The sequence below is a fragment of the Streptomyces sp. NPDC045846 genome (genome assembly GCF_056431605.1).
On the sequence record NZ_JBWKKJ010000008.1, the window covers coordinates 618 to 23,039 of the forward strand.

Genomic DNA, 22,422 nt, shown 5'->3' on the forward strand with positions numbered 1-22,422 from the left:
CGGGACGACAATCGCGGTGGTGGCGGTGGCTTCCGTCGCGACGACAACCGTGGTGGTTCCGGTTCTTCCTATGGGCGTCGTGATGACCGTCCGGCCCCGCGTCGCGATGACGACCGCGGTGGCTTCCGTCGGGACGACAACCGTGGTGGCGGGTCCTCGTACGGACGTCGCGACGACAACCGCGGCGGCTCCGGCTCCTCGTACGGTCGTCGTGATGATCGTCCGGCTCCGCGTCGTGATGACGACCGTGGTGGGTTCCGTCGGGACGACAATCGCGGTGGTGGCGGTGGCTTCCGTCGCGACGACAACCGTGGTGGTTCCGGTTCTTCCTATGGGCGTCGTGATGACCGTCCGGCCCCTCGCCGTGATGACGACCGCGGTGGGTTCCGCCGTGACGACAACCGCGGCGGTGGCTTCCGCCGTGATGACCGTCCGGCCCCGCGTCGCGATGACGACCGCGGCGGATTCCGCCGTGACGACAACCGTGGCGGCGGCGGTGGCTTCCGTCGCGATGACAGCCGTGGTGGCGGGTCTTCGTACGGGCGTCGTGATGACCGTCCGGCCCCGCGTCGTGATGACGACCGCGGTGGCTTCCGCCGCGACGATGACCGTGGTGGGTTCCGTCGGGACGACAATCGCGGTGGCGGCGGTGGCTTCCGTCGCGATGACAGCCGTGGTGGCGGGTCTTCGTACGGGCGTCGTGATGACCGTCCGGCTCCGCGTCGGGACGATGACCGGGGTGGGTTCCGTCGGGACGACCGTGGCGACCGTCCGGCTCCGCGCCGTGATGACGACCGCGGTGGGTTCCGTCGCGACGACAACCGCGGCGGTGGCTTCCGCCGTGATGACCGTCCGGCCCCGCGTCGGGACGATGACCGTGGTGGGTACGGGCGTCGTGATGACCGTCCGGCCCCGCGTCGCGATGACGACCGCGGTGGCTTCCGTCGCGACGACCGCGGCGACCGTGGTGGGTACCGCGGCCGGGACGACCGGCGGGACGACCGGGGTGGCTACGGGGCGCGCGAGGACCGCGGTGGCTACGGGCGCCGTGACGACCGGGACCGGGATCGTGACCGTGAGCCCGTCAAGCGGCTGCCGATCGACGAGGACGTCACCGGCAACGAGATCGACGAGGACGTGCGCCAGGAGCTGATGAGCCTGCCCAAGGGCCTTGCCGAGGAGGTTGCGTGCAACCTGGTGATGGTGGCCCGGCTCATCGACGAGGAGCCCGAGCAGGCCTACGCGTACTCGCGCATCGCGCTGCGGCTCGCCTCCCGTGTCGCCGCCGTTCGTGAGGCCGCGGGCTTCGCCGCGTACGCCACGCAGAAGTACTCGGAGGCCCTCGCGGAGTTCCGTGCCGCGCGGCGCATGACCGGGTCCGTCGAGCTGTGGCCCGTCATGGCCGACTGCGAGCGCGGGCTCGGGCGTCCCGAGCGGGCGCTGGCCATGGCCGGCGAGCCCGAGGTGCAGAAGCTGGACAAGGCCGGGCAGGTCGAGATGCGTCTCGTCGCGGCCGGGGCGCGCCGGGACATGGGGCAGCTGGACGCCGCCATCGTGACCCTGCAGAGCCCTGAGCTCGCGTCGAACTCCGTCCAGCCGTGGACCGCCCGTCTGCGCTACGCGTACGCGGACGCGCTGCTGGCGGCCACGCGTGAGGACGAGGCCCGCGAGTGGTTCGCCAAGGCGCTGGAGGCGGACAAGGACGGCACGACCGACGCCTCCGACCGGCTCGCGGAGATGGACGGTGTCGACTTCGTCGACGCCATGGTCGAGGACGAGGCGGACGGCGACATCGAAGCCCCCGCCGCCGATGACCTGGCTGACGAGCCCGACTTCGCCGACGAGGGCGAGGAGGAGGACGACTTCGAGGGCGACGACGCGGATGCCGCGCACGCCGCCGAGATCGTCGACGCCGACCTCGTGGAGCCCGCCCCCGGCGAGCCCCTCCCGCCGGTCAACAAGGACGCCTGACAACGGCTGCCAGACAGAAACCGTCTGACGGGGAAGGGCTGACAGATGGCGTCTGGCAGATGGCGTCCGACGGATGGCGTCTGGCAGAAGCCGTCTGACAGGTGACGTCTGACAGAAACTGTCTGGCAGAGGACGTCTGACACTCGCTGTCCGCCTTAGAACGTCTGACAGCGAGTGTCTGACAGCTGGCGGCGTCTGATGTCTGACAGTTGAAAAGAGGCGGTGCCCCGCTCGGGGCGCCGCCTCTTTTTTGTGGCCGGTTCAGGCCGGTTCTCCTTGCCCGCTCAGTTCACGGTCAGGCTGCGCAGCACCAGGCCCGTGGCCGGTTTCGGGCCGAAGGAGGTCGACTTCCGGGGCATGGTGACGCCCTGGCGGGCCAGGTCACGGACCACCTCCTCGCGTACGGGGTGCATCAGGACCGCCGTCTTGTTGTGGCGCTCGGCCTGTTCGACCGCAGCGGCCGTGTCGTGGATGTACGCGATGTCGTCGGGGGTGTCCGGGATGCGCCAGATCTCGTCGAGCAGGGTCGAGTGGAGGACCGTCGCGTCCAGCGAGCGCCAGGCCGCCGGGCGGTCGGCGCGGATCGTGCGGGCGAGCAGCGCCTCGTCCGGGCGGTCCAGGAGGTGGAAGCGTCCGTCGCCCGCGAGCAGGAAGGCGTTGCCCTCGGACGCCGCCTCGGCCAGCGTCTCCAGGGCGCGGGCGAGCGGGACCTCCAGGGTGCGGACGCGGAAGGCGCCGGACGCGGTGACCGCCGCGAGGGCCTTGGAGACCGGCAGGCGGTGCAGGAGGCGGTGGATGGCGCGGACGCGCAGCGGGTAGCGGGCCGTGTCCACGAGCAGGACCAGGCCGAAGTCCCAGGGCCCGGGCGAGGCCTGTTCGTCGCGCAGGCGCAGGTAGGTGGCCCAGCGGTGGTGGCCGTCGGCGATGACCGCCTGATGGGCGGCGAGGTCGGACTGGACCTCCGCGAGATCGGCCTGATCCGTGAGGGCCCACAGACGGTGGCGGAAACCGTCCTCCGTGGTGGTGCGCAGGAGCGGCTCGCGCTGGATCGTGCGGTCGATGACGGCGGTCGCGCCGGTCGGGGTGCTCGCGCCGCGGTAGGTCAGGAGCAGCGGTTCGAGGTGGGCGGCGGTGGTGCGCATCAGGGCCGCGCGGTCCTCGACGACGTGCGGCATCACGTCCTCGTGCGGCAGCACGACACCGGCGGCGGGTTCGGACAGGGCCAGGGCGCCGATCAGGCCTCGCTGGAGTATGCCGTCGCCCTCCTGCTCGTAGACGTACAGGGCGGGCTCGGGGTCCGGGGCGAGGACGCCCTCGTCGAGCCAGTCGTCCAGGGTGAGCGCGGCCTGCTGGTTGCGGGCGGCCGGGGAGGACGCCTGCGGGAGGATCAGCCGGACGATGTTGTACGGATCCGCCGACTCCAGGTGGAGCAGCCCGTCGGGGCGTACGACCACGTCGTACGGCGGTGAGGTCACGGCGGCGAGGCTGCCGATCCGCTCGGGAACATAGCGCAGTCCGCGGAACGGGATCAGGCGCAGCCCGAGGTCCGCACGCCCAGTTGTGCTCATCCGTGCATCGTATGTGGGGGACGGGCATGCGCGATGATCGGGGGGAGAGCATCGAACGAGGAGTGGATGAAGATGAGCCAGACCGGCCGGATCATGCCGAGCGGCAGCGAACGGGCGCTGAACGAGGCGTACGACACGGCCCTGCTGGATCTGGACGGGGTGGTCTACGCGGGCGGTGCGGCGATCGCGCACGCCGTTGACGCGCTGGCCGTGGCGCGGGACGGCGGGATGCGTCTCGCGTACGTGACCAACAACGCGCTGCGGACGCCGGACGCGGTGGCCGCGCACCTCACGGAGCTCGGGGTGCCCGCGGAGCCGACCGACGTGATCACCTCGGCGCAGGCGGTGGCCCGGCTCATCGCCGACCAACTGCCGCGGGGATCAAGGGTGTTGCTGATCGGGGGCGAGGGGCTGCGGGTCGCGCTGGTCGAGCGGGGGCTCGTCCCGGTGGAGTCGGCCGACGACGAGCCGGCGGCCGTGGTGCAGGGCTACGGCGGCCCCGACATCACCTGGGCGCGGTTCGCGGAGGCCTCGTACGCGGTGGCCCGTGGGGTGCCCTGGTTCGCCTCCAACACCGACCTGACGATCCCGAGCGGGCGGGGGATCGCGCCCGGCAACGGCGCGGCGGTCGAGGTCGTCCGGATCGCCACCGGTGCCGAGCCGCAGGTCGCGGGCAAGCCGCTGCCTCCGATGCACCGGGAGACGGTGCTGCGGACCGGCGCGCGGAAGCCGCTGGTGGTGGGGGACCGGCTGGACACGGACATCGAGGGCGCCTTCAACGGTGGCGTCGACTCGCTGCTCGTGCTGACCGGCGTGACCGACGGGGCCCAGCTCCTGGCCGCGCGGCCGGAGCACCGGCCCACCTTCGTCGACGCGGATCTGCGCGGTCTGCTCACCGGGCAGCCCGAAGTGGCCGCGCGGGAGGGCGGGTTCACGTGCGGCGGCTGGACCGCGTCCGTCGCGGACGGGGCGTTTGCGCTCGACGGGGACGGGGAGGCGATGGACGGGCTGCGGGCGCTGTGCGCGGCCGCGTGGAGCCATGCCGGGGACGGGGCGTGCGAGCTGGACCCGTCGAAGGCGCTGGAGCTGCTGGGGCTTTGAGGCCGGTGGCCGGGGCGCGCCAGCGGAGAGCAGGGTAGGCTAACCTAACTTGCGTGTTGGTAGACAGTCCTCCTCAGCCGCGCGACGGGACCACCTGTGCGCCCCCGGCCCCGACCGCCCGGCGCCGTACGCTGCGCGCCGTCGGCCTGCTCGCCTCCCTGGGCGCGCTGGCGCTCGTCGCCGTCGCCAGCATCGCGGTCGGCGCGAAACCCATGCCGCTCGGCGACGCCTGGCACGGCCTCTTCCACGCCTCGGGCACCGCCAACGACGTCCTCGTGCAGGACGTGCGGGTGCCGCGGACCCTGCTCGGGCTGCTGGTCGGGGCGGCGCTCGGGATCGCCGGCGCGGTCATGCAGGCGCTCACCCGCAACCCGCTCGCCGAGCCCGGCATCCTCGGCGTCAACGCGGGAGCGGCGGCCGCGGTGGTCTCCGCCATCAGCTTCCTGGGCGTCAACTCCCTCACCGGATACGTGTGGTTCGCGTTCCTGGGCGCGGGCGTCGTGTCGGCCGCGGTGTACCTCCTGGGCGGCAGCCGGGCCGCCACGCCCGTGCGGCTCGCGCTCGCGGGGACGGCGGCGAGCGCCGCGCTCTACGGCTACATCAACGCCGTGCAGCTCACCGACTCCGCGGCCCTCAACCAGCTCCGGTTCTGGCAGGTCGGCTCGCTGGCCTCGGCGGACATGGCGACCGTCACCAAGGTCGCGCCGTTCATCCTCGTCGGCCTCGTCGTCGCCCTGCTGCTCGCGCGGCCGCTCAACGCGATGGCCATGGGCGACGACACGGCCCGCGCGCTCGGCGCCCACCTCACCCGGACCCGCGTCACGTCGATGCTCGTGATCACCCTGCTGTGCGGGGCCGCGACCGCCGCGTGCGGGCCGATCGTCTTCATCGGGCTCATGGTCCCGCACATCGTCCGGGCCATCACCGGGCCCGACCTGCGCTGGATCCTGCCGTACGCGGCCGTGCTCTCGCCCGTGCTGCTGCTCGGGTCCGACGTGGTCGGGCGGGTCGTCACCCGGCCCGCCGAACTCCAGGTCGGCATCGTCACCGCGCTCATCGGCGGGCCCGTGTTCATCTATCTCGTACGGCGCAGGAGGATGGCCCAGCTGTGAAGGCGATACGTATTCCCGGCGGCCTCTCCTTGCGGGCCGAGCCTCGCGCGGTGGCCGTGGTCGGCGGGCTCGCCGTCCTCGCGCTCGCGGCCGCCGTGGTCCTGATCGGCACCGGCGACTTCACGATCGCCCCCGCCGACGTCGTCAGCAGCCTGCTCGGATCGGGCACGCCCGCACAGGACTTCATCATCAACGAACTGCGGCTGCCCCGCGTGCTCGTGGCGCTCCTGGTGGGTGCCTCGCTCGGGATCTCCGGGGCGCTGTTCCAGTCCATCTCCCGCAATCCGCTGGGCAGTCCGGACGTCATCGGCTTCGGGCAGGGCTCCTCGGTCGGTGCCCTCACCGTCATCGTGTTCTTCCACGGCGGAGCGGTCGCGGTCTCCTTCGGCGCGCTTGTCGGCGGTCTCGCGACCGGCGTCGCCGTCTACCTGCTGGCGTGGAAGAAGGGCGTGCACGGCTACCGGCTCGTGCTCGTCGGCATCGGCGCCGCCGCGATGCTCACCGCGGGCATCCACTACCTGCTCACCAAGTCGACGCTGGTGGACGCCACCCGCGCGATGGTCTGGCTCACCGGCTCGCTCGACGGGCGCGACTGGGCCCAGGTCTGGCCGCTGCTCGTGCTGTTCGCGGTGCTGCTTCCGGTGGTCCTCGCGTTCGGGCGGCCGCTCAGGATGCTGGAGATGGGTGACGACGCGGCGTACGCACTCGGCGTGCCGGTGCAGCGGACCCGTACCGTCCTGATGCTCTGCGCCGTCCTCCTCAACGCCTCGGCGACCGCGGCCGCCGGGCCCATCTCCTTCGTGGCGCTGACCGCGCCGCAGCTGGCCCGCCGCCTCACCCGTGCCACCGGGCCCAACATCCTCGCCTCCGCCTGCATGGGCGCGGCCCTCCTGGTCGTCGCCGACTGGGCCGCTCAGCGGCTCTTCGGCGAGAGCACGCTGCCGGTGGGCGTCCTGACCGGGATGGTCGGCGGCGTCTACCTGCTGTGGCTCCTCGTCACCGAACGCAGGGCGGGCCGGATATGAGCCCCACTGCCCCCAACTCCCTCGCGGATTCCGGCACTTCTACCAGGAGTACGAGCATGCAGCGCCTCAGCGCCGAGTCGGTCACCCTCGGCTACGACCAGCGGGTGATCGCCAAGGACCTGTCGGTCGAGATCCCGGACCACTCGTTCACGGTGATCGTCGGACCGAACGCGTGCGGCAAGTCCACGCTGCTGCGGGCCCTCTCCCGGATGCTGAAGCCGACCTCGGGGCGGGTGCTGCTCGACGGGCAGGCCATCCACTCGCTTCCCGCGAAGAAGGTCGCCAGGACCCTCGGGCTGCTCCCGCAGTCCTCGATCGCGCCGGACGGGATCACGGTGGGCGACCTCGTGGCGCGCGGGCGCTACCCGCACCAGGGGCTGCTGCGGCAGTGGTCGCCCGAGGACGAGCGGATCGTCCAGGAGTCCATGGACGCGACGGGGGTCGGGGGGCTCGGGGAGCGGTACGTCGACGAGCTGTCCGGCGGGCAGCGCCAGCGCGTCTGGATCGCCATGGCGCTGGCCCAGCAGACGCCGCTGCTGCTGCTCGACGAGCCGACGACGTTCCTGGACATCCAGCACCAGATCGAGGTTCTGGACCTGTGCGCCCAGCTCCACGAGGCGCAGGGGCGGACGCTGGTGGCCGTGCTGCACGACCTCAACCAGGCCGCGCGGTACGCCACTCACCTCATCGCCCTGCGGGAGGGGGAGGTGGTGGCTTCAGGGGCGCCCTCGTCCGTGGTCACGGCGGAGCTCGTCGAGCGGGTCTTCGGGGTGCGGTGCCAGGTGATTCCGGATCCGGAGACGGGGACTCCGCTGGTGGTGCCGGCGGCGCCTCGGCGGGGGGCCTTGGTGGGCTGAGTTTTCCCCACCCCGCCCCTTCCCGAGACCCTCCGGGGGTGTGAGGCCGCCCAGAACTCCTGGGGCTCCGCCCCAGACCCCGTTCGCGCCTTGAGGGCGCTCGTCCTCAAACGCCGGACGGGCTGAGGTCGCCCATGCTGGCCAGCACCATGCCGCCAAGGGGCGCGAGGAACTGCGCGAGCAACCACGCACGGTCCGCAGGGGCCCTGGGGCTCTGCCCCAGACCCCGGTTCGCGCCTGAACGGCGCTCGTCCTCAAACGCCGGACGGGCTGAGGTTGCCCATGCTGGCCAGCACGATGCCGCCAAGGGGCGCGGGGAACTGCGCGGGTGACCCGGCACGGTCCGCAGAGGGCCTGGGGGTCCGGCCCAGACCCGGACGGGCTGAGGTTGCGCGTGCTGGCCAGCACCGTGCCGCCAAGGGGCGCGGGGAACTGTGCGAGCCGCCCGGCACCGTTCGCGGATTGGGCCTGGACGGCCCGGGGCGGGAGGGGGCTACGGCTCCCGGGGCCGGGTCAGAGGAGGGTTCTCAGGCGGAGGAGGTCGCGGAAGCTCGCTTCCAGGCGGACCCTCCCCGAAGCCCAGGCCTTCGCGAAGTTCAGCTCGCCGCCCACCATGGCCACCAGATCGTCCCCCTTCATCGCCAGCCGGATCTGCGCCTTCTCCCGGGGCGGCCCGGAAGCCGTGTCGTGGACCTCGATGCGGCCGTCCTGGAGGCGCCCCGCGAAGGTGACGTCCAGATCCGTGATGTGGCAGCTCAGCGAGCGGTCCAGCGCGGCGGCGGCATGCACGTCGCCCTCCGCGCGGGCCAGATTGTCCGAAAGCCTGTCGAGTGCGTCGCGGCACTCCTCCTTGGTCGCCATCGTGATCGACCGTACCCCAGGGCTTCGCGGTAGCGTCTTGGCATGAGCGACTCGATGCCGGGCCCCGAGGCGGAACCCCAGGTGGAACGTGCGGCGGAGCCCGACGCGGCCGGCCCCTCGCCACTGGACGTGCCCCGTGCCCCCACCGGCGACGCCGCGATCGACGCCCTCGTCGAGCGGCTCGGGGACGTCGACCACCTCGGTACGGACGGCCACCTGGAGGTGTACGAGGATGTACACCGGGGGCTGCGCGACGCACTGACCGCGCTCGACACCCGTCAGGGGCCTCCCGTACCGGGAGCCGTGCCGGGAACCTCCGGGCCGGTCCGGCCGTTGGCGGACCACCGCCCCTAGCGGCCCGCCGGGCCGCCGACACCTACGACTACAGGAGCTGAACCGAACGTGGCAGGAGTGGCACGCCGCCGCCTCGACGCCGAGCTGGTGCGCCGGAAACTCGCGCGGTCGCGGGAGCACGCCGCCCAGCTGATCGCCGCGGGGCGGGTGAGCGTCGGCAAGACCGTCGCCACCAAGTCCGCGACCCAGGTCGAGACCGCTGCCGCCATCGTCGTGGTCGAGGACGACGGCGATCCGGACTACGTCTCGCGCGGAGGCCACAAGCTGGCCGGGGCGTTCGCGGCCTTCGTACCGCGGGGGCTGAAGGTCGAGGGCCGCCGGGCGCTCGACGCCGGGGCCTCGACCGGCGGCTTCACCGATGTGCTGCTGCGCGCCGGAGCCGGGCACGTGGTCGCCGTCGACGTCGGCTACGGACAGCTCGCCTGGTCCCTTCAGAGTGACGACCGGGTCACCGTGAAGGACCGTACGAACGTACGCGAGTTGACGCTCGACGACATCGACGGGCAGCCCGCGGACCTGGTCGTGGGAGACCTCTCGTTCATCGCGCTCGGCCTGGTCCTGCCCGCCCTGGTGCGGTGCTCGGCGCCCGACGCGGACCTGGTGCTCATGGTCAAGCCGCAGTTCGAGATCGGCAAGGAGCGGCTCGGGAGTGGCGGTGTGGTGCGCAGCCCCGAGCTGCGGGCCGAGACGGTGCGGACGGTGGCGGCGCAGGCGGCCGCGCTGGGCCTCGGGGTGGCCGGGGTCACCGCGAGCCCGCTGCCCGGGCCCTCCGGCAACGTCGAGTACTTTCTGTGGCTGCGGGCCGGGGCGCCCGCGCTCGATCCCGCGGACGTGGAGCGCGCAGTGGCGGAGGGACCCCGTTGAGCTCGTCGGAGAACGACACATCGGCACGTACTGTCTTCCTGCTCGCGCACACGGGGAGACCGGCCGCCATCCGCAGTGCGGAACTGGTGGTCCGGGGCCTGCTGCGCAGCGGCATCGGCGTACGGGTGCTGCGGGCGGAGGCGGCCGACCTGCCGCTGCCCGCCGAGGCGGAGATCGTCGAGGAGGCCGCCGCCGAGTGCCTCGACGCCTGCGAACTGCTCATCGTCCTCGGCGGTGACGGCACCCTGCTGCGCGGCGCCGAGCTGGCCCGCGCCTCCGGTGTGCCGATGCTCGGCGTCAACCTGGGGCGCGTCGGCTTCCTCGCGGAGGCCGAGCGCGACGACCTCGACAAGGTCGTCGACCGGGTCGTGACGCGGGCCTACGAGGTCGAGGAGCGGATGACCCTCGACGTCGTCGTGCACAACAACGGCGACGTGGTGCACGAGGACTGGGCCCTGAACGAGGCCGCCGTCCAGAAGGTCTCGCCGGAGCGGATGCTGGAGGTCGTCCTGGAGATCGACGGCCGCCCGGTGACCGGGTTCGGCTGCGACGGCATCGTCTGCGCCACCCCGACCGGTTCGACCGCGTACGCCTTCTCGGCCGGCGGGCCCGTGGTGTGGCCCGAGGTCGAGGCGCTGCTCATGGTGCCGATCAGCGCGCACGCGCTGTTCGCCAAGCCGCTGGTCACCTCGCCCACGTCCGTGCTCGCGGTCGAGGTGCAGCCGCACACCCCGCACGGCGTGCTGTGGTGCGACGGGCGCCGCACCGTCGAACTCCCTTCGGGCGCCCGGGTGGAGGTGCGGCGCGGGGCGGTCCCGGTCCGGCTGGCCCGGCTGCACCACGCGTCGTTCACCGACCGGCTGGTCGCCAAGTTCGCGCTGCCGGTGTCGGGTTGGCGCGGCGCGCCGCACTGACGGGGCCGGGCGCCGGGGGCCTCAGGAGGCGGCGAGCGTCCTGATGGCCCGTCGGCGCAGGGCCGAGCGCACCGGTATGCCCGTGGCCAGCAGGGTCAGGACCAGCGTGCCGCCCGCCAGGGCGAGCGCGGTCGGCCACGGCAGGAACGGGACCCAGGAGCCGAACGCGGCCGTGAGCATCGGCGCCAGCGTCGCCAGGGCGACCACCGCGCCGAGCACCAGGGCCGTGGCCGCGACGATGGCGGCCTCCCAGGCGGCCATCGAGCGGACCTGGCCCGGCAGGGTGCCCACCACCCGGAGCAGGGCGATGTCGCGGCGCCGCTCGAAGGAGATCATCGCCAGGGTGTTGGCCGCCGCGATGGCGGCGAAACCGGCGTACAGGCCGGTGCCGAAGTAGTCGAGCCAGACCTCGCCCGCGCTGCCCGCCGACCCCGTGTAGTGGGCCGCCGTCGTATGCATCGCGATCTTGGTGAGCCCGAATCCCGTGACCAGGACCAGCGGGACCACCGCGGCCGAGAAGCGGCGCGGCTGCGAGCGGACGTTGAGCATCGCCAGGCGCGCGCTGCCGCCGAACCGGCGGGCCGGGGCCGAGACGAGCCGGGCGGCCGGACCCACGACCTTCGGGCCGAGCAGCCCCGCGCCGACGCAGAACAGCAGCAGCACGAGGAACGAGGCCTGCCCCGCTCGGTCGGCGGACTGGTGGGCCAGCGACACCGACAGGGCGCCGCCGCCCGCCACCGCGATCACGCCCAGCGGGGCCCGCACCCTGCCGAGCGTGCGCCGGCCCGCCGCGGCCTCGTCCAGGGCCCGCGCCGGGCGCAGCAGCGAGAAGCGCAGCGCGGCCAGGAAGGCGGCGAGTGCCGAGGTGACCACGGCGACGGCCAGGCAGACGGGCAGCGCCCACCACGTGAAGCGGTAGGTCACCTCGGCCGGGACGAGCCCGTGGTCGCGCAGCCCCGCGAACCAGACCCGGCTCAACAGGCCGCCGCCGAGCAGGAACCCGGCGAGCGCGGCCGGTACGGCGGCGGCGACCGCCTGGGCCACCACGGCCCGCCGCACCTGCCGGGGCCGGGCCCCGACGGCCCGGACGAGCGCCAGCTCCCGGTGCTGCTGGGTCACCGCCGCGCCCATCGTCGAGGCGATCACGAAGACCGACAGGTAGATCGAGCCGATCAGCATCACGACCGCCATGTCGCCGATGTCGTTGGCCGCGAGCGCGCGGCGCGCCGACGCGGACAGGCCGTCCGCCGATGTGCTGACCAGAAGGGTCAGCGACGCGCTCACCACGGTCGCGGCGAACAGCGCGGCCACGAACGTCCCGACGAACGCCGGGCGGTGACCGCGCAGGGCGGAGCGCGCCAGTCCTGTACTCATGGGGCAAGCCTCGCGGGCAGGGTGGCGCCGGGGCCATCCGGCAGGCCTCATGATCTTGCTGGGGATTTCCCCCGGGCCGGCGGTCGGGGCTCCACGAGAGGGTGACCGGCCGGGGGGCGTCGCACACAGGGCCGCGGACCTCGTAAGGTCGTGTCCGTGTTGGAGGAGATGCGGATACGGTCGCTCGGGGTCATCGACGACGCTGTCGTCGAGCTGTCGCCCGGTTTCACCGCGGTGACCGGCGAGACCGGTGCGGGCAAGACCATGGTCGTCACCAGCCTGGGGCTGCTGCTCGGCGGACGTGCCGACCCCGCGCTGGTGCGGATCGGCGCCAAGGTGGCGGTCGTCGAGGGGCGGATCGCGCTGCGGCCCGGCACCTCGGCGGTGCTGCGGGCCGAGGAGGCCGGGGCCGAGCTCGACGAGGGCGCGCTGCTGGTGAGCCGTACCGTTTCGGCGGAGGGCCGCTCACGGGCGTTCCTCGGCGGGCGGTCGGTGCCGGTCGGGGTGCTCGCCGAACTCGCCGACGAACTCGTCGCGGTGCACGGCCAGACCGACCAGCAGGGCCTGCTGCGTCCGGCCCGGCAGCGCGAGGCGCTCGACCGGTACGCCGGTGACGCGGTGGCGGGCCCGCTGGCCAAGTACGCCGGGGCCTACCGGCGGCTGCGGGCCGTCGCCGTGGAGCTGGAGGAGCTGGTCACACGGGCGCGCGAGCGCGCCCAGGAGGCCGATCTGCTGCGGTTCGGGCTGGACGAGATCGCCGCCGTCGAGCCGCTGCCCGGTGAGGACGCCGAGCTCGCGGCCGAGGCCGAACGGCTCGGGCACGCCGAGGCGCTCGCCTCCGCGGCGGCGCTCGCGCACGCCGCGCTGGCCGGCAACCCGGAGGACCCGGAGAGCGTGGACGCGACCACCCTGGTCGCCGGCGCCCACCGGGCCCTGGAGGCGGTGCGCTCCCACGACCCCGCGCTCGCGGCGCTCGCCGAACGCATCGGCGAGATCGGCATCCTGCTCGGCGACGTGGCGGGCGAACTCGCCGGGTACGCCGACGACCTGGACGCCGACCCGCTGCGGCTGGCCGCCGTCGAGGAACGCCGGGCCGCCCTGACCGCCCTGACCCGCAAGTACGGCGAGGACATCACGGCCGTGCTGGCGTGGGCGCAGGAGGGCGCGGCGCGGCTGACCGAACTCGATGGCGACGACGACCGGATCGAGCAGCTCACGGCCGAGCGGGACGGGCTGCGGGGCGAACTGTCCGTCCTGGCGCAGGAGTTGACGGACGCCCGCACCGAGGCCGCGGCCCGCTTCGCCGAGGCCGTCACCGCCGAGCTCGCCTCGCTCGCGATGCCGCACGCGCGGGTGTCGTTCTCGGTGAGCCAGAGCGAGGCCGTCGACGAGGCCTCGGGCGTGGAGGTCGGCGGGCGGACCGTGGCGTACGGGCCGACCGGCGCCGACGAGGTCGAGCTGCTGCTCGCGCCCCACCCGGGCGCGCCGCCGCGGCCGATCGCCAAGGGTGCCTCCGGCGGTGAGCTCTCGCGCGTGATGCTCGCGGTGGAGGTCGTCTTCGCGGGCACCGACCCGGTGCCGACGTACCTCTTCGACGAGGTCGACGCGGGCGTCGGCGGCAAGGCGGCGGTCGAGATCGGCCGCCGGCTCGCCAAGCTCGCCAAGTCGGCGCAGGTCGTCGTGGTGACGCACCTGCCGCAGGTGGCGGCCTTCGCCGACCGCCAGCTCCTGGTCGAGAAGACCAACGACGGCACGGTCACGCGCTCCGGCGTCACGGTCCTGGAGGGCGAGGACCGGGTGCGCGAGCTGTCCCGGATGCTCGCCGGTCAGGAGGACTCGGAGGCGGCCCGGGCGCACGCGGAGGAGCTCCTCGCCACGGCCCGCGCGGACGGATAGCCGCTCGACGGGTCACCCCGCGGCTCTCGTAGGGTGACCCGTATGGCTGACGTGGTGCGCGGGATCAGGGCGTTCGGGGTGGCCGGGGCGGTCGCGCGAGGTGTCTACGCGGGGCTCACGAGGACGCGGCGGGACGAGCGGTTCACGCGGAAGAACTACGCGGGACGCACCGTCGACCTGTACTCCGGGCCCGCCGTCGCGCTCGGTGCGCTCGCCGGGAGCGCGACCCTGCCGACCCGGGCCGCCGGGCTCGTGGCGGTCGGCGCGGCCGCGCTGTGCGGGGCGTACGACGATGTCCGGGGGGACCACCGGCGCGGCTTCCGGGACCATCTGGGGGCGCTCGCGCGCGGTGAAGTCACCAGTGGCGCGGTCAAGTTGATCGGGATCGGCGGGGCCGGTCTGGTGGCCGGGGCGCTGCTCAAGGAGCGGGCCGTCGACAAGGTGCTCGCCGGGGTGGTGGTTGCCGGAACCGCGCACCTGGTCAACCTGGTGGACCTGCGGCCCGGCCGCGCCACCGGTCTCGTCCTCGCCGCGGCCGCCCCCGGCCTGCTGCGCGGGCCCGAGGCGGCCGTGCCGATGGGGGCGGCCGCCGCGGTGCTCGCCGACGACCTCGGCGAGCGCACCATGATCGGCGACAGCGGCGCGCACGCGCTGGGCGCGGCCCTCGGCGTCGCCATCGCGGGCGGCAACTCGCGGACCGGTCTCGCCGTGCACGCCGCGGCCCTGCTCGCCGCGGCCGCTCGGGCGGAGTCGCGCCTCGCGCGCTGAGCACGTGGGCGCATCTGTTCGTTCACCCGTGGGGGTGTATCGGGTGCGGTGATCCACCCGGCGCGACACGGAAGGAACCTCCGGACGGTGCCGGAACGCCCGTACGGGCTGGCATCCTTGGCCGGGAACCACCGACCTCCACCGCCGACTCGGCCGCTCCGGGAGCCTGTTCACGTGTCACAGCTGCGTACGGTCCAAGTGCTGGGCGGCGGCAGCGCGGGCAGCAGCGCGCACGTCAGGTCGCTCGCGGCCGGTCTGGTCGCGCGGGGCGTACGCGTCACCGTCTGCGCCCCCGCCGAACTGGAGCGGGAGTACGACTTCCCCGCGGCCGGGGCCCGTTTCGTGGCGGTCTCGCGGCGCAGCGACCCGGCGGCGGTCGGCGCCCTGCGGGGTGCCTGCGCCGATGCCGACGTGGTCCACGCGCACGGGCTGCACGCCGCGGTCCGTGCCGCCCTCGCGCTCAGGGGCCGCAGGGGCGTGCCGCTGGTCGTCACCTGGCACACCCGCGCACACGCCGAAGGCGCCCGCGGCCAGGTCCTGCGGCTGGTGGAGCGCCGGGTCTCGCGGGCCGCCGCGGTGGTCCTGGCGACCTCGTCCGACCTGGTCGACCGGGCGCGCAGCCGGGGCGCCCGGGACGCCCGGCTCGCTCCGGTGGCCGTCCCGGCGCCCCGGTTGGCGTCCGGGCTCCTCGACGGCAAGGCGCGGGCCGAACTCGGCGCCGTGGACCGGCCGTTGCTGATGGCCGTGGGCAGCCTCGTCGAACACCGCGGCTACGAGGTGCTCCTGGACGCCGCCCGCACCTGGCGCGATCTCGCCACCGTGCCGTTGCTCGTCATCGCGGGGGAGGGGCGCGGCCGGGCCGCGCTGCAACGCCGGATCGAGGCGGAGTCGCTGCCGGTCCGGCTCATCGGGCGGCGCGACGACATCACCGAGCTGCTCGCGGCCGCCGACATCGCGGTCCTGCCGAGCCGTTGGGAGGCCCGCTCGCTGCTCGCCCAGGAGGCCCTTCGCCTGGGCGTGCCGCTGGTCGCCACCGCGGTGGGCGGCGTGCCGGAGCTGGTGGGGGACGCGGCCCTGCTCGTCCCGTACGGGGACGCCGACGCGCTCGCGGACGCGGTCGCGGGGCTGCTGGGGAATCCCGGGGCCCGCGGTGCGCTGGCCGCGGCCGGGCGGGTGCAGGCCGAGACCTGGCCCACCGAGGACGAAACGGTTGCTCAGGTCCTGGCCGTCTACGACGAGCTGGTGGGCTCCTAGGCCCCGGGTCGGGCGGCCTCAGCCGGTCGCGTGCCGGCGGGCCCGCAGTGCGAGCGACAGGGCGAGCACCGTCTGCGGGTCGTCCAGGTCCGTGCCCAGGAGGTCCGCGATGCGGGCCAGCCGGTTGTACAGGGTCTGGCGGTTGAGGTGGAGCTCGCGGGCGGTCTCCGCCTTGCGGCCCGCGTGCGCCAGATAGCTCTCCAGGGTGGGCAGCAGGGGCGGCCGCGAGGCCCGGTCGTGGGCCTGGAGCGGGCCGATCGCGCGCTCCACGAACGCGGCGAGGTCGGGGTGTTCGCGCAGCCGCCACAGCAGCAGGTCGATGTCGAGGCGGCGCGCGTCGTACCAGGGCCGCTCGGGCAGCCCCTGCGCCGCGGCCGCCGTCTCCGCCGCGTGCCGCAGCCCGGCCCCGGCCGCCGCCCAGCCGCCCGCGACCCCGACCACGACCACCGGCTGCGTACCGGCCCGCGCGCCCATGAGCCCGGCCCGCTCGACGCCCGCCCGCAGCGCCGCCGCCACCCGGTCGGCGACGGCGGTGCGCTCCGTCTCCGAGCGCAGCCCGAGCAGCAGCGGAACGCGGCCCTCGACGGGGCGTACGCCGAGCAGCACGGGCACGCCCACCGAGGACAGCTCTTCGAGCACCGCCCGGGCGAGGACCGCCCAGTTGCCCGTCGGGGCGAGCTCGGAGGCCAGCCGCATGACGACCGGGAGCAGCGGCCCCTCGCCGGGCTTGAAGCCGAGCACCTTGGCCTGGGCGGGGGCGTCCTCGGGGGTGATGCGGCCCTCGGCGAGGTCGGTCAGGAAGTCACCGCGGCCGCGCGCGGCCAGCTCCTCCTCCTGGCGGGCCTGCATGAGGACGACGGCGAGGATGCCCGCGGCCCGTTCGGCCGCCATGCGGTGCACCGGCAGCAGGGGCGGGCCGACCGCGAGCAGCGCGAGGCGGGCCCGTACCGCGCCCGCGCCGTGGCCGCCGCCCGGCACGTCGACCAGGACCGCGCCCGCCGGCGGTCCCGAGGCGCGCGCCTCGCGCTGGCCGCGCAGCCCCTCCCAGACCTGGAGCGGGTCGGCGGCCGCCTCGCCCGCGTCACAGGCGGCGGCGTACAGGAGCTGGCCGTCCGGGGTCTCCAGGAAGACCGGGTTGGCGGTGAAGTCGGCCAGGATGCCGAGGACCTGGGGGATCCCGCCGCCCCCGAGCAGCGCGCCCGTGCACCGCTGGTGGACCTCTTCGGCGCGCTGGAGCAGGGCGTAGTGGCCGTTGACGATCTCGGTGTGGATCTCCTCGGTCACCGCGACGAACGGCACCTCGCGGTGCAGCTGGACCAGGGGGAGCCCGGCGGCCCGGGCGGTCTCCACGAGGGTGGCCGGCAGGCGGGCGAAGCGCGGGCCGAGCTCGACGACGAGGGCGGCGATGCCCCGGTCCGCGAGCCGCCGCACGAACGCGCGCTGCTCGGCGGGGCGGGTGCCGAGGCCAAGCCCGGTGGTCAGGAGGAGTTCGCCGCCCTTGAGCAGCGAGGCGATGTTGGGCACCTCGCCCGCGTGCACCCAGCGCACCGTGCGCTGGAGCCGTTCGGCGCCCGCGACGACCTCCGGGAGGCCGCCGCGCAGCCCGGGCAGCTCCAGCGCCCGCTGCACGGTGATCCCGCCCTGCGTGTCCACTGCGACCCACCTCTCGTCCCGCGGGACCCGGGCCCGGCCCCGGGACGACACCGCATGCGGCGGACGCTACCTGCGGTTACGTCCCGGAAGCCGCCCCTTGTGGCGTACGTCACGCGGGGCGGCCGCGGGACACCGCGGGTCGGGGCGGGTGCGCCGTCAGCCGCCGTACGCGCCCGAAGCGGTCAGCCGCAGCGCCGTGTCGATCAGCGGAACGTGGCTGAAGGCCTGCGGGAAGTTGCCGACCTGACGCTGGAGGTGCGGATCCCACTCCTCCGCGAGCAGGCCCAGGTCGTTGCGCAGGGCGAGGAGCTTCTCGAAGAGCTTGCGGGCCTCGTCGACCCGGCCGATCATCGCGAGGTCGTCCGCCAGCCAGAACGAGCAGGCCAGGAACGCGCCCTCCTCGCCCAGGAGACCGTCCAGGTTGTCCTCGTCGCCGCCCGTCGTCGGGTAGCGCAGGATGAACCCGTCCGGCGTGGACAGCTCGCGCTGGATCGCCTCGATGGTGCCGATCACCCGCTTGTCGTCCGGGGGCAGGAAGCCCATCTGCGGGATGAGCAGCAACGACGCGTCCAGCTCCTTGGAGCCGTAGGACTGCGTGAAGGTGTTGCGTTCCTTGTCGTACCCCTTCTCGCAGACGTCCCGGTGGATGTCGTCGCGCAGCTGGCGCCACTTGTCGAGCGGGCCGTCCGCGTCGCCGGACTCGATCAGCTTGATCGTGCGGTCGACGGCGACCCAGGCCATCACCTTGGAGTGCACGAAGTGGCGGCGCGGCCCGCGCACCTCCCAGATGCCCTCGTCGGGCTGGTCCCAGTGGCTCTCCAGGTACCGGATCAGCTTGAGCTGGAGCAGCGAGGCGTAGTCGTTGCGGGCCAGGCCCGTCATGTGCGCCAGGTGCAGCGCCTCGGTGACCTCGCCGTACACGTCGAGCTGGAGCTGGTGGGCGGCGCCGTTGCCGGCCCGCACCGGCGTCGAGTTCTCGTAGCCGGGCAGCCAGTCGAGCTCCGTCTCGCCGAGCTCCCGCTCGCCCGCGATCCCGTACATGATCTGGAGGTTCTCGGGGTCGCCCGCGACCGAGCGCAGGAGCCACTCGCGCCAGGCGCGGGCCTCCTCGCGGTAGCCGGTGCGCAGCAGCGAGGACAGGGTGATCGCGGCGTCCCGCAGCCAGGTGTAGCGGTAGTCCCAGTTGCGCTCGCCGCCGATGTGCTCGGGCAGCGAGGTCGTGGGCGCGGCCACGATGCCGCCGGTCGGGGCGTAGGTGAGCGCCTTCAGGGTGATCAGGGAGCGGACCACGGCCTCGCGGTAGGGCCCGTGGTAGGTGCAGTGCTCCACCCACTCCCGCCAGAAGTCCTCGGTCGCCACCAGGGACGCCTCGGGCTCGGGCAGCGCGGGCGGCTCCCGGTGCGAGGGCTGCCAGCTGATGGTGAACGCCACCCGCTCGCCGGGGGAGACGGTGAAGTCGGAGTACGTCGTGAGGTTCTTGCCGTACGTCTCCGCCTCGGTGTCCAGCCACACCGAGTCCGGGCCCGCGACGGCGACCGTGCGCGTGTCGACCTTGTGCACCCAGGGGGTGATCCGCCCGTAACTGAAGCGCATGCGCAGGGTGGAGCGCATCGGCACCCGGCCGGTGACGCCTTCCACGATGCGGATCAGCTGGGGGGCGCCGTCACGCGGCGGCATGAAGTCGGTCACCCGGACCGTGCCGCGCGGGGTGTCCCACTCCGATTCCAAAATGAGCGAGTCGCCCCGATAGCGGCGGCGGTCGGCCGTCGGGGGTGCGTCGTCGGCACCGTAGGCCGGGCCGACCCGCCAGAAACCGTGTTCCTCGGTGCCGAGCAGTCCGGCGAAGACGGCGTGCGAGTCGAAGCGGGGCAGGCAGAGCCAGTCCGCGGTGCCGTCCCGGCAGACCAGTGCGGCGGTCTGCATGTCTCCGATGAGTGCGTAATCCTCGATGCGCCCGGCCACGTGCAATCTCCAGTCGAACGGCCACGTCCGCCCCCTGGGGGCGCTTACAGCGACAGCGGTCAAGGGTTCGCCAACGAGCGCATGTTCCGGGTGACGGACGGGGTGGTGCCGTGCTACCAGGAGGCTCGGCAAGCGAGTGTCCGAGCAGGATACGACGCACCCCAGTGATCCGCTGGAGCCTTCCTTGAACGCCATTGGGCCAAATGGGTGAGTGTTGCACGCAGTGCTGTCCGGCCGCACACAGAGCGTGGTCGGACGCGGTCTCCCGCTGTCGCTGATACCCTGGTAGCCCGTGGCCGGGTGCTGAAAAAAGCCCCGAACCGCAGCGACGGCACCCCCCGGAATCTCCCACGAGATCCACACAGGGTGACCGGCACGCACTCCACACAGCGACCACGGGAGCCCCCTCTTGGCCATGCAGCCCACGGCTTCGCGCAACAGCGCAGCCACGACGACCAAGCACATCTTCGTCACCGGGGGTGTCGCCTCTTCCCTCGGCAAGGGTCTGACTGCCTCCAGCCTGGGTGCGCTCCTCAAGGCGCGGGGCCTTCGGGTCACGATGCAGAAGCTCGACCCGTACCTGAACGTCGACCCGGGCACGATGAACCCGTTCCAGCACGGCGAGGTGTTCGTCACCAACGACGGCGCCGAGACCGACCTGGACATCGGCCACTACGAGCGCTTCCTCGACGTCGACCTCGACGGCTCGGCCAACGTCACCACCGGCCAGGTCTACTCGCAGGTCATCGCCAAGGAGCGGCGCGGCGAGTACCTCGGCGACACGGTGCAGGTCATCCCGCACATCACCAACGAGATCAAGCACCGCATCCGCCGCATGGCGACCGACGACGTGGACGTCGTCATCACCGAGGTCGGCGGCACGGTCGGCGACATCGAGTCGCTGCCGTTCCTGGAGACCGTCCGCCAGGTGCGCCACGAGGTCGGCCGCGACAACGTCTTCGTCGTGCACATCTCGCTGCTGCCCTACATCGGCCCCTCGGGCGAGCTGAAGACCAAGCCGACCCAGCACTCGGTCGCCGCCCTGCGCAACATCGGCATCCAGCCCGACGCGATCGTGCTGCGCGCCGACCGCGAGGTGCCGCTGTCCATCAAGCGCAAGATCTCGCTGATGTGCGACGTGGACGAGGCCGCCGTGGTCGCCGCCATCGACGCCAAGTCGATCTACGACATCCCCAAGGTGCTCCACACCGAGGGCCTGGACGCCTACGTCGTCCGCAAGCTGGACCTGCCGTTCCGCGACGTGGACTGGACGCAGTGGGACGACCTGCTCGACCGGGTCCACAACCCGCTGCACGAGGTCACCGTCGCGCTGGTCGGCAAGTACATCGACCTGCCCGACGCCTACCTCTCCATCACCGAGGCCATGCGCGCGGGCGGCTTCGCCAACAAGGCCCGCGTCAAGGTCAAGTGGGTCACCTCGGACGACTGCAAGACCCCGGCCGGCGCCAAGAAGCACCTCGGCGACGTGGACGCGATCCTGGTGCCCGGAGGCTTCGGTGACCGCGGCGTGAACGGCAAGATCGGCGCGATCCAGTACGCCCGCGAGAACAAGGTGCCGCTGCTCGGCATCTGCCTCGGCCTGCAGTGCATCGTCATCGAGGCGGCGCGCAACCTGGCCGGGATCCCGGACGCCAACTCCACCGAGTTCGACGCCGCCACCGCCCACCCCGTCATCTCGACGATGGAGGAGCAGCTGGCGTACGTCGAGGGCGCGGGCGACCTGGGCGGCACGATGCGGCTCGGCCTGTACCCGGCGAAGCTCGCCGAGGGCTCCATCGTGCGGGAGGTCTACGACGACCAGCCCTACGTCGAGGAGCGCCACCGCCACCGCTACGAGGTGAACAACACCTACCGCGCGGAGCTGGAGAAGAAGGCGGGCATCGTCTTCTCGGGCACGTCCCCGGACAACAAGCTCGTCGAGTACGTCGAGTACCCGCGCGAGGTGCACCCCTACCTGGTGGCCACCCAGGCGCACCCGGAGCTGCGCTCGCGCCCGACGCGTCCGCACCCGCTCTTCGCGGGCCTGGTCAAGGCGGCCGTGCAGCGGCAGGAGGAAGTGCGCAAGGCGGGCAAGCCCGCCACGTAGTCGCCGGGATTCCCCTGGCTCTCGACTACGCTCGATCAGGGGAGAACCCAGTCGTCGCCGGGGTACGGGTCCTCATCAAGGGCCCGTGCCCCGGTTTTCTGTTCTGCTGTTGGTGCGCACTGTGGGAGGACGCCGTCATGGCCATCGAGGACACCGCCGAGAACTGGCAGATCGTGGCGACCGCCACCCCCTTCACCGGTCACAAGACCGGGGTGCGCACCGATGACGTCGTGATGCCCGACGGCTCGGTGCACCAGCGGGACTACCAGGTCCACCCCGGCTCCGTGGCGGTCGTGGCGCTGGACGACGAGGGCCGCGTCCTGGTGCTGCGCCAGTACCGCCACCCCGTGCGCCACAAGCTCTGGGAGGTCCCGGCCGGGCTCCTGGACGTGCCCGGCGAGAACCCGCTGCACGCCGCCGAGCGCGAGCTGTACGAGGAGGCGCACGTCAAGGCCGGGCAGTGGCACGTCCTGACCGACGTGTTCCCGAGCCCCGGCGGCAGCGACGAGGCCGTACGGATCTTCCTGGCCCAGGACCTGTCCGAGGCGGAGGGCGAGCGTTTCGAGGTCTCCGAGGAGGAGGCCGACATGGAGCTGGCCCGGGTGCCGCTGGACGATCTCGTCCGGGGCGCGCTCGCGGGGGAGCTGCACAACACCTGTCTGGTGGTGGGCGCGCTCGCGCTGGCCGCAGTGCTGCGGGGGGACGGCGTCGACTCCCTGCGCCCGGCCGGGGCGCCCTGGCCGGCCCGGCCCTTCGAGGACTGAGCCCCGCCTGGTAGCGG

At 73.5% G+C, this 22,422-nt stretch carries 18 protein-coding genes and 1 pseudogene; 14 read left to right on the top strand and 5 right to left on the bottom strand.

What is annotated here, in order from left to right:
• Together AC07F3_RS22625 and AC07F3_RS22630 are read left to right on the top strand one after the other, a co-directional pair.
• Positions 1-1,065: pseudogene (locus AC07F3_RS22625) on the top strand (hypothetical protein); the annotation flags it as partial.
• 72 nt (positions 1,066-1,137) lie between these two features.
• The gene (locus AC07F3_RS22630; RefSeq protein ID WP_479116641.1) at positions 1,138-1,971 is read left to right on the top strand and encodes a tetratricopeptide repeat protein; all 834 of its coding nucleotides are present in this window, start codon (positions 1,138-1,140) and stop codon (positions 1,969-1,971) included.
• A gap of 284 nt (positions 1,972-2,255) precedes the next feature.
• Here AC07F3_RS22630 and AC07F3_RS22635 read toward each other — a convergent pair whose 3' ends face one another.
• The gene (locus tag AC07F3_RS22635; RefSeq protein WP_479116285.1) at positions 2,256-3,539 is read right to left on the bottom strand and encodes a DUF1015 domain-containing protein; all 1,284 of its coding nucleotides are present in this window, start codon (positions 3,537-3,539) and stop codon (positions 2,256-2,258) included.
• A gap of 72 nt (positions 3,540-3,611) precedes the next feature.
• Here AC07F3_RS22635 and AC07F3_RS22640 point away from each other — a divergent pair, with 72 nt between their 5' ends.
• From AC07F3_RS22640 to AC07F3_RS22655, 4 genes are read left to right on the top strand one after another with little or no spacing between them, the layout of a single operon-like run.
• Positions 3,612-4,640: an HAD-IIA family hydrolase gene (locus tag AC07F3_RS22640; protein WP_479116286.1), complete on the top strand. Its 1,029-nt coding sequence runs from the start codon at positions 3,612-3,614 to the stop codon at positions 4,638-4,640.
• 56 nt (positions 4,641-4,696) lie between these two features.
• Positions 4,697-5,752, top strand: coding sequence for a FecCD family ABC transporter permease (locus tag AC07F3_RS22645; RefSeq protein ID WP_479116642.1), 1,056 nt, complete (start codon positions 4,697-4,699; stop codon positions 5,750-5,752).
• A complete protein-coding gene (locus AC07F3_RS22650) occupies positions 5,749-6,777 on the top strand; it encodes a FecCD family ABC transporter permease (protein WP_479116287.1) in 1,029 nt (342 codons plus the stop codon). Before AC07F3_RS22645 ends, AC07F3_RS22650 begins: the two co-directional genes overlap by 4 nt.
• Positions 6,778-6,833: 56 nt before the next feature.
• Positions 6,834-7,634 (top strand): ABC transporter ATP-binding protein, encoded by an 801-nt coding sequence (locus AC07F3_RS22655; protein ID WP_479116288.1) that lies wholly within the window; start codon positions 6,834-6,836, stop codon positions 7,632-7,634.
• A gap of 513 nt (positions 7,635-8,147) precedes the next feature.
• Here AC07F3_RS22655 and AC07F3_RS22660 read toward each other — a convergent pair.
• Positions 8,148-8,495: an SCP2 sterol-binding domain-containing protein gene (locus tag AC07F3_RS22660; protein WP_479116289.1), complete on the bottom strand. Its 348-nt coding sequence runs from the start codon at positions 8,493-8,495 to the stop codon at positions 8,148-8,150.
• Between the two features lie 42 nt (positions 8,496-8,537).
• On the opposite strand from AC07F3_RS22660, the gene AC07F3_RS22665 reads away from it, so the two are divergent.
• Genes AC07F3_RS22665 through AC07F3_RS22675 form a run of 3 tightly spaced genes read left to right on the top strand, consistent with a single transcriptional unit; the run spans position 8,538 to position 10,627 of the window.
• Entirely contained in the window at positions 8,538-8,849 is a 312-nt protein-coding gene (locus AC07F3_RS22665; RefSeq protein ID WP_479116290.1) for a hypothetical protein, read from the top strand.
• Between the two features lie 48 nt (positions 8,850-8,897).
• Complete coding sequence (locus AC07F3_RS22670; RefSeq protein WP_479116291.1) at positions 8,898-9,713, top strand: TlyA family RNA methyltransferase; 816 nt, start codon at positions 8,898-8,900, stop codon at positions 9,711-9,713.
• Positions 9,710-10,627, top strand: a complete 918-nt coding sequence (locus AC07F3_RS22675; protein WP_469839437.1) for an NAD kinase — start codon at positions 9,710-9,712, stop codon at positions 10,625-10,627. The genes AC07F3_RS22670 and AC07F3_RS22675 overlap by 4 nt, the downstream gene beginning before the upstream one ends.
• A 21-nt stretch (positions 10,628-10,648) precedes the next feature.
• Here the strand turns inward: AC07F3_RS22675 and AC07F3_RS22680 are convergent, their stop codons facing one another.
• The gene (locus AC07F3_RS22680; RefSeq protein ID WP_479116292.1) at positions 10,649-12,001 is read right to left on the bottom strand and encodes an FtsX-like permease family protein; all 1,353 of its coding nucleotides are present in this window, start codon (positions 11,999-12,001) and stop codon (positions 10,649-10,651) included.
• Positions 12,002-12,151: 150 nt separating this feature from the next.
• Between AC07F3_RS22680 and recN the strand changes: the two genes are divergently transcribed.
• The 3 genes from recN to AC07F3_RS22695 all read left to right on the top strand — a co-directional run bounded on the left by recN (position 12,152) and on the right by AC07F3_RS22695 (position 15,919).
• Complete coding sequence (gene recN, locus AC07F3_RS22685) at positions 12,152-13,897, top strand: DNA repair protein RecN (RefSeq protein ID WP_479116293.1); 1,746 nt, start codon at positions 12,152-12,154, stop codon at positions 13,895-13,897.
• Positions 13,898-13,939: 42 nt separating this feature from the next.
• Positions 13,940-14,665 (top strand): hypothetical protein, encoded by a 726-nt coding sequence (locus tag AC07F3_RS22690; protein ID WP_479116294.1) that lies wholly within the window; start codon positions 13,940-13,942, stop codon positions 14,663-14,665.
• A gap of 174 nt (positions 14,666-14,839) precedes the next feature.
• Positions 14,840-15,919 (top strand): glycosyltransferase family 4 protein, encoded by a 1,080-nt coding sequence (locus tag AC07F3_RS22695; protein WP_479116295.1) that lies wholly within the window; start codon positions 14,840-14,842, stop codon positions 15,917-15,919.
• Between the two features lie 18 nt (positions 15,920-15,937).
• Here AC07F3_RS22695 and AC07F3_RS22700 read toward each other — a convergent pair whose 3' ends face one another.
• Both AC07F3_RS22700 and AC07F3_RS22705 read right to left on the bottom strand, forming a co-directional pair.
• The gene (locus AC07F3_RS22700; protein ID WP_469839430.1) at positions 15,938-17,572 is read right to left on the bottom strand and encodes a PucR family transcriptional regulator; all 1,635 of its coding nucleotides are present in this window, start codon (positions 17,570-17,572) and stop codon (positions 15,938-15,940) included.
• 156 nt (positions 17,573-17,728) lie between these two features.
• Positions 17,729-19,534 carry a glycoside hydrolase family 15 protein gene (locus AC07F3_RS22705; RefSeq protein WP_479116296.1) on the bottom strand — a complete coding sequence of 602 codons (1,806 nt, stop codon included), beginning with the start codon at positions 19,532-19,534 and terminating at the stop codon, positions 17,729-17,731.
• Between the two features lie 415 nt (positions 19,535-19,949).
• Between AC07F3_RS22705 and AC07F3_RS22710 the strand changes: the two genes are divergently transcribed.
• Positions 19,950-21,641 (top strand): CTP synthase, encoded by a 1,692-nt coding sequence (locus AC07F3_RS22710; protein ID WP_479116297.1) that lies wholly within the window; start codon positions 19,950-19,952, stop codon positions 21,639-21,641.
• Positions 21,642-21,778: 137 nt separating this feature from the next.
• Complete coding sequence (locus AC07F3_RS22715; protein ID WP_479116298.1) at positions 21,779-22,405, top strand: NUDIX domain-containing protein; 627 nt, start codon at positions 21,779-21,781, stop codon at positions 22,403-22,405.
• The last annotated feature ends 17 nt before the right edge of the window (positions 22,406-22,422 follow it).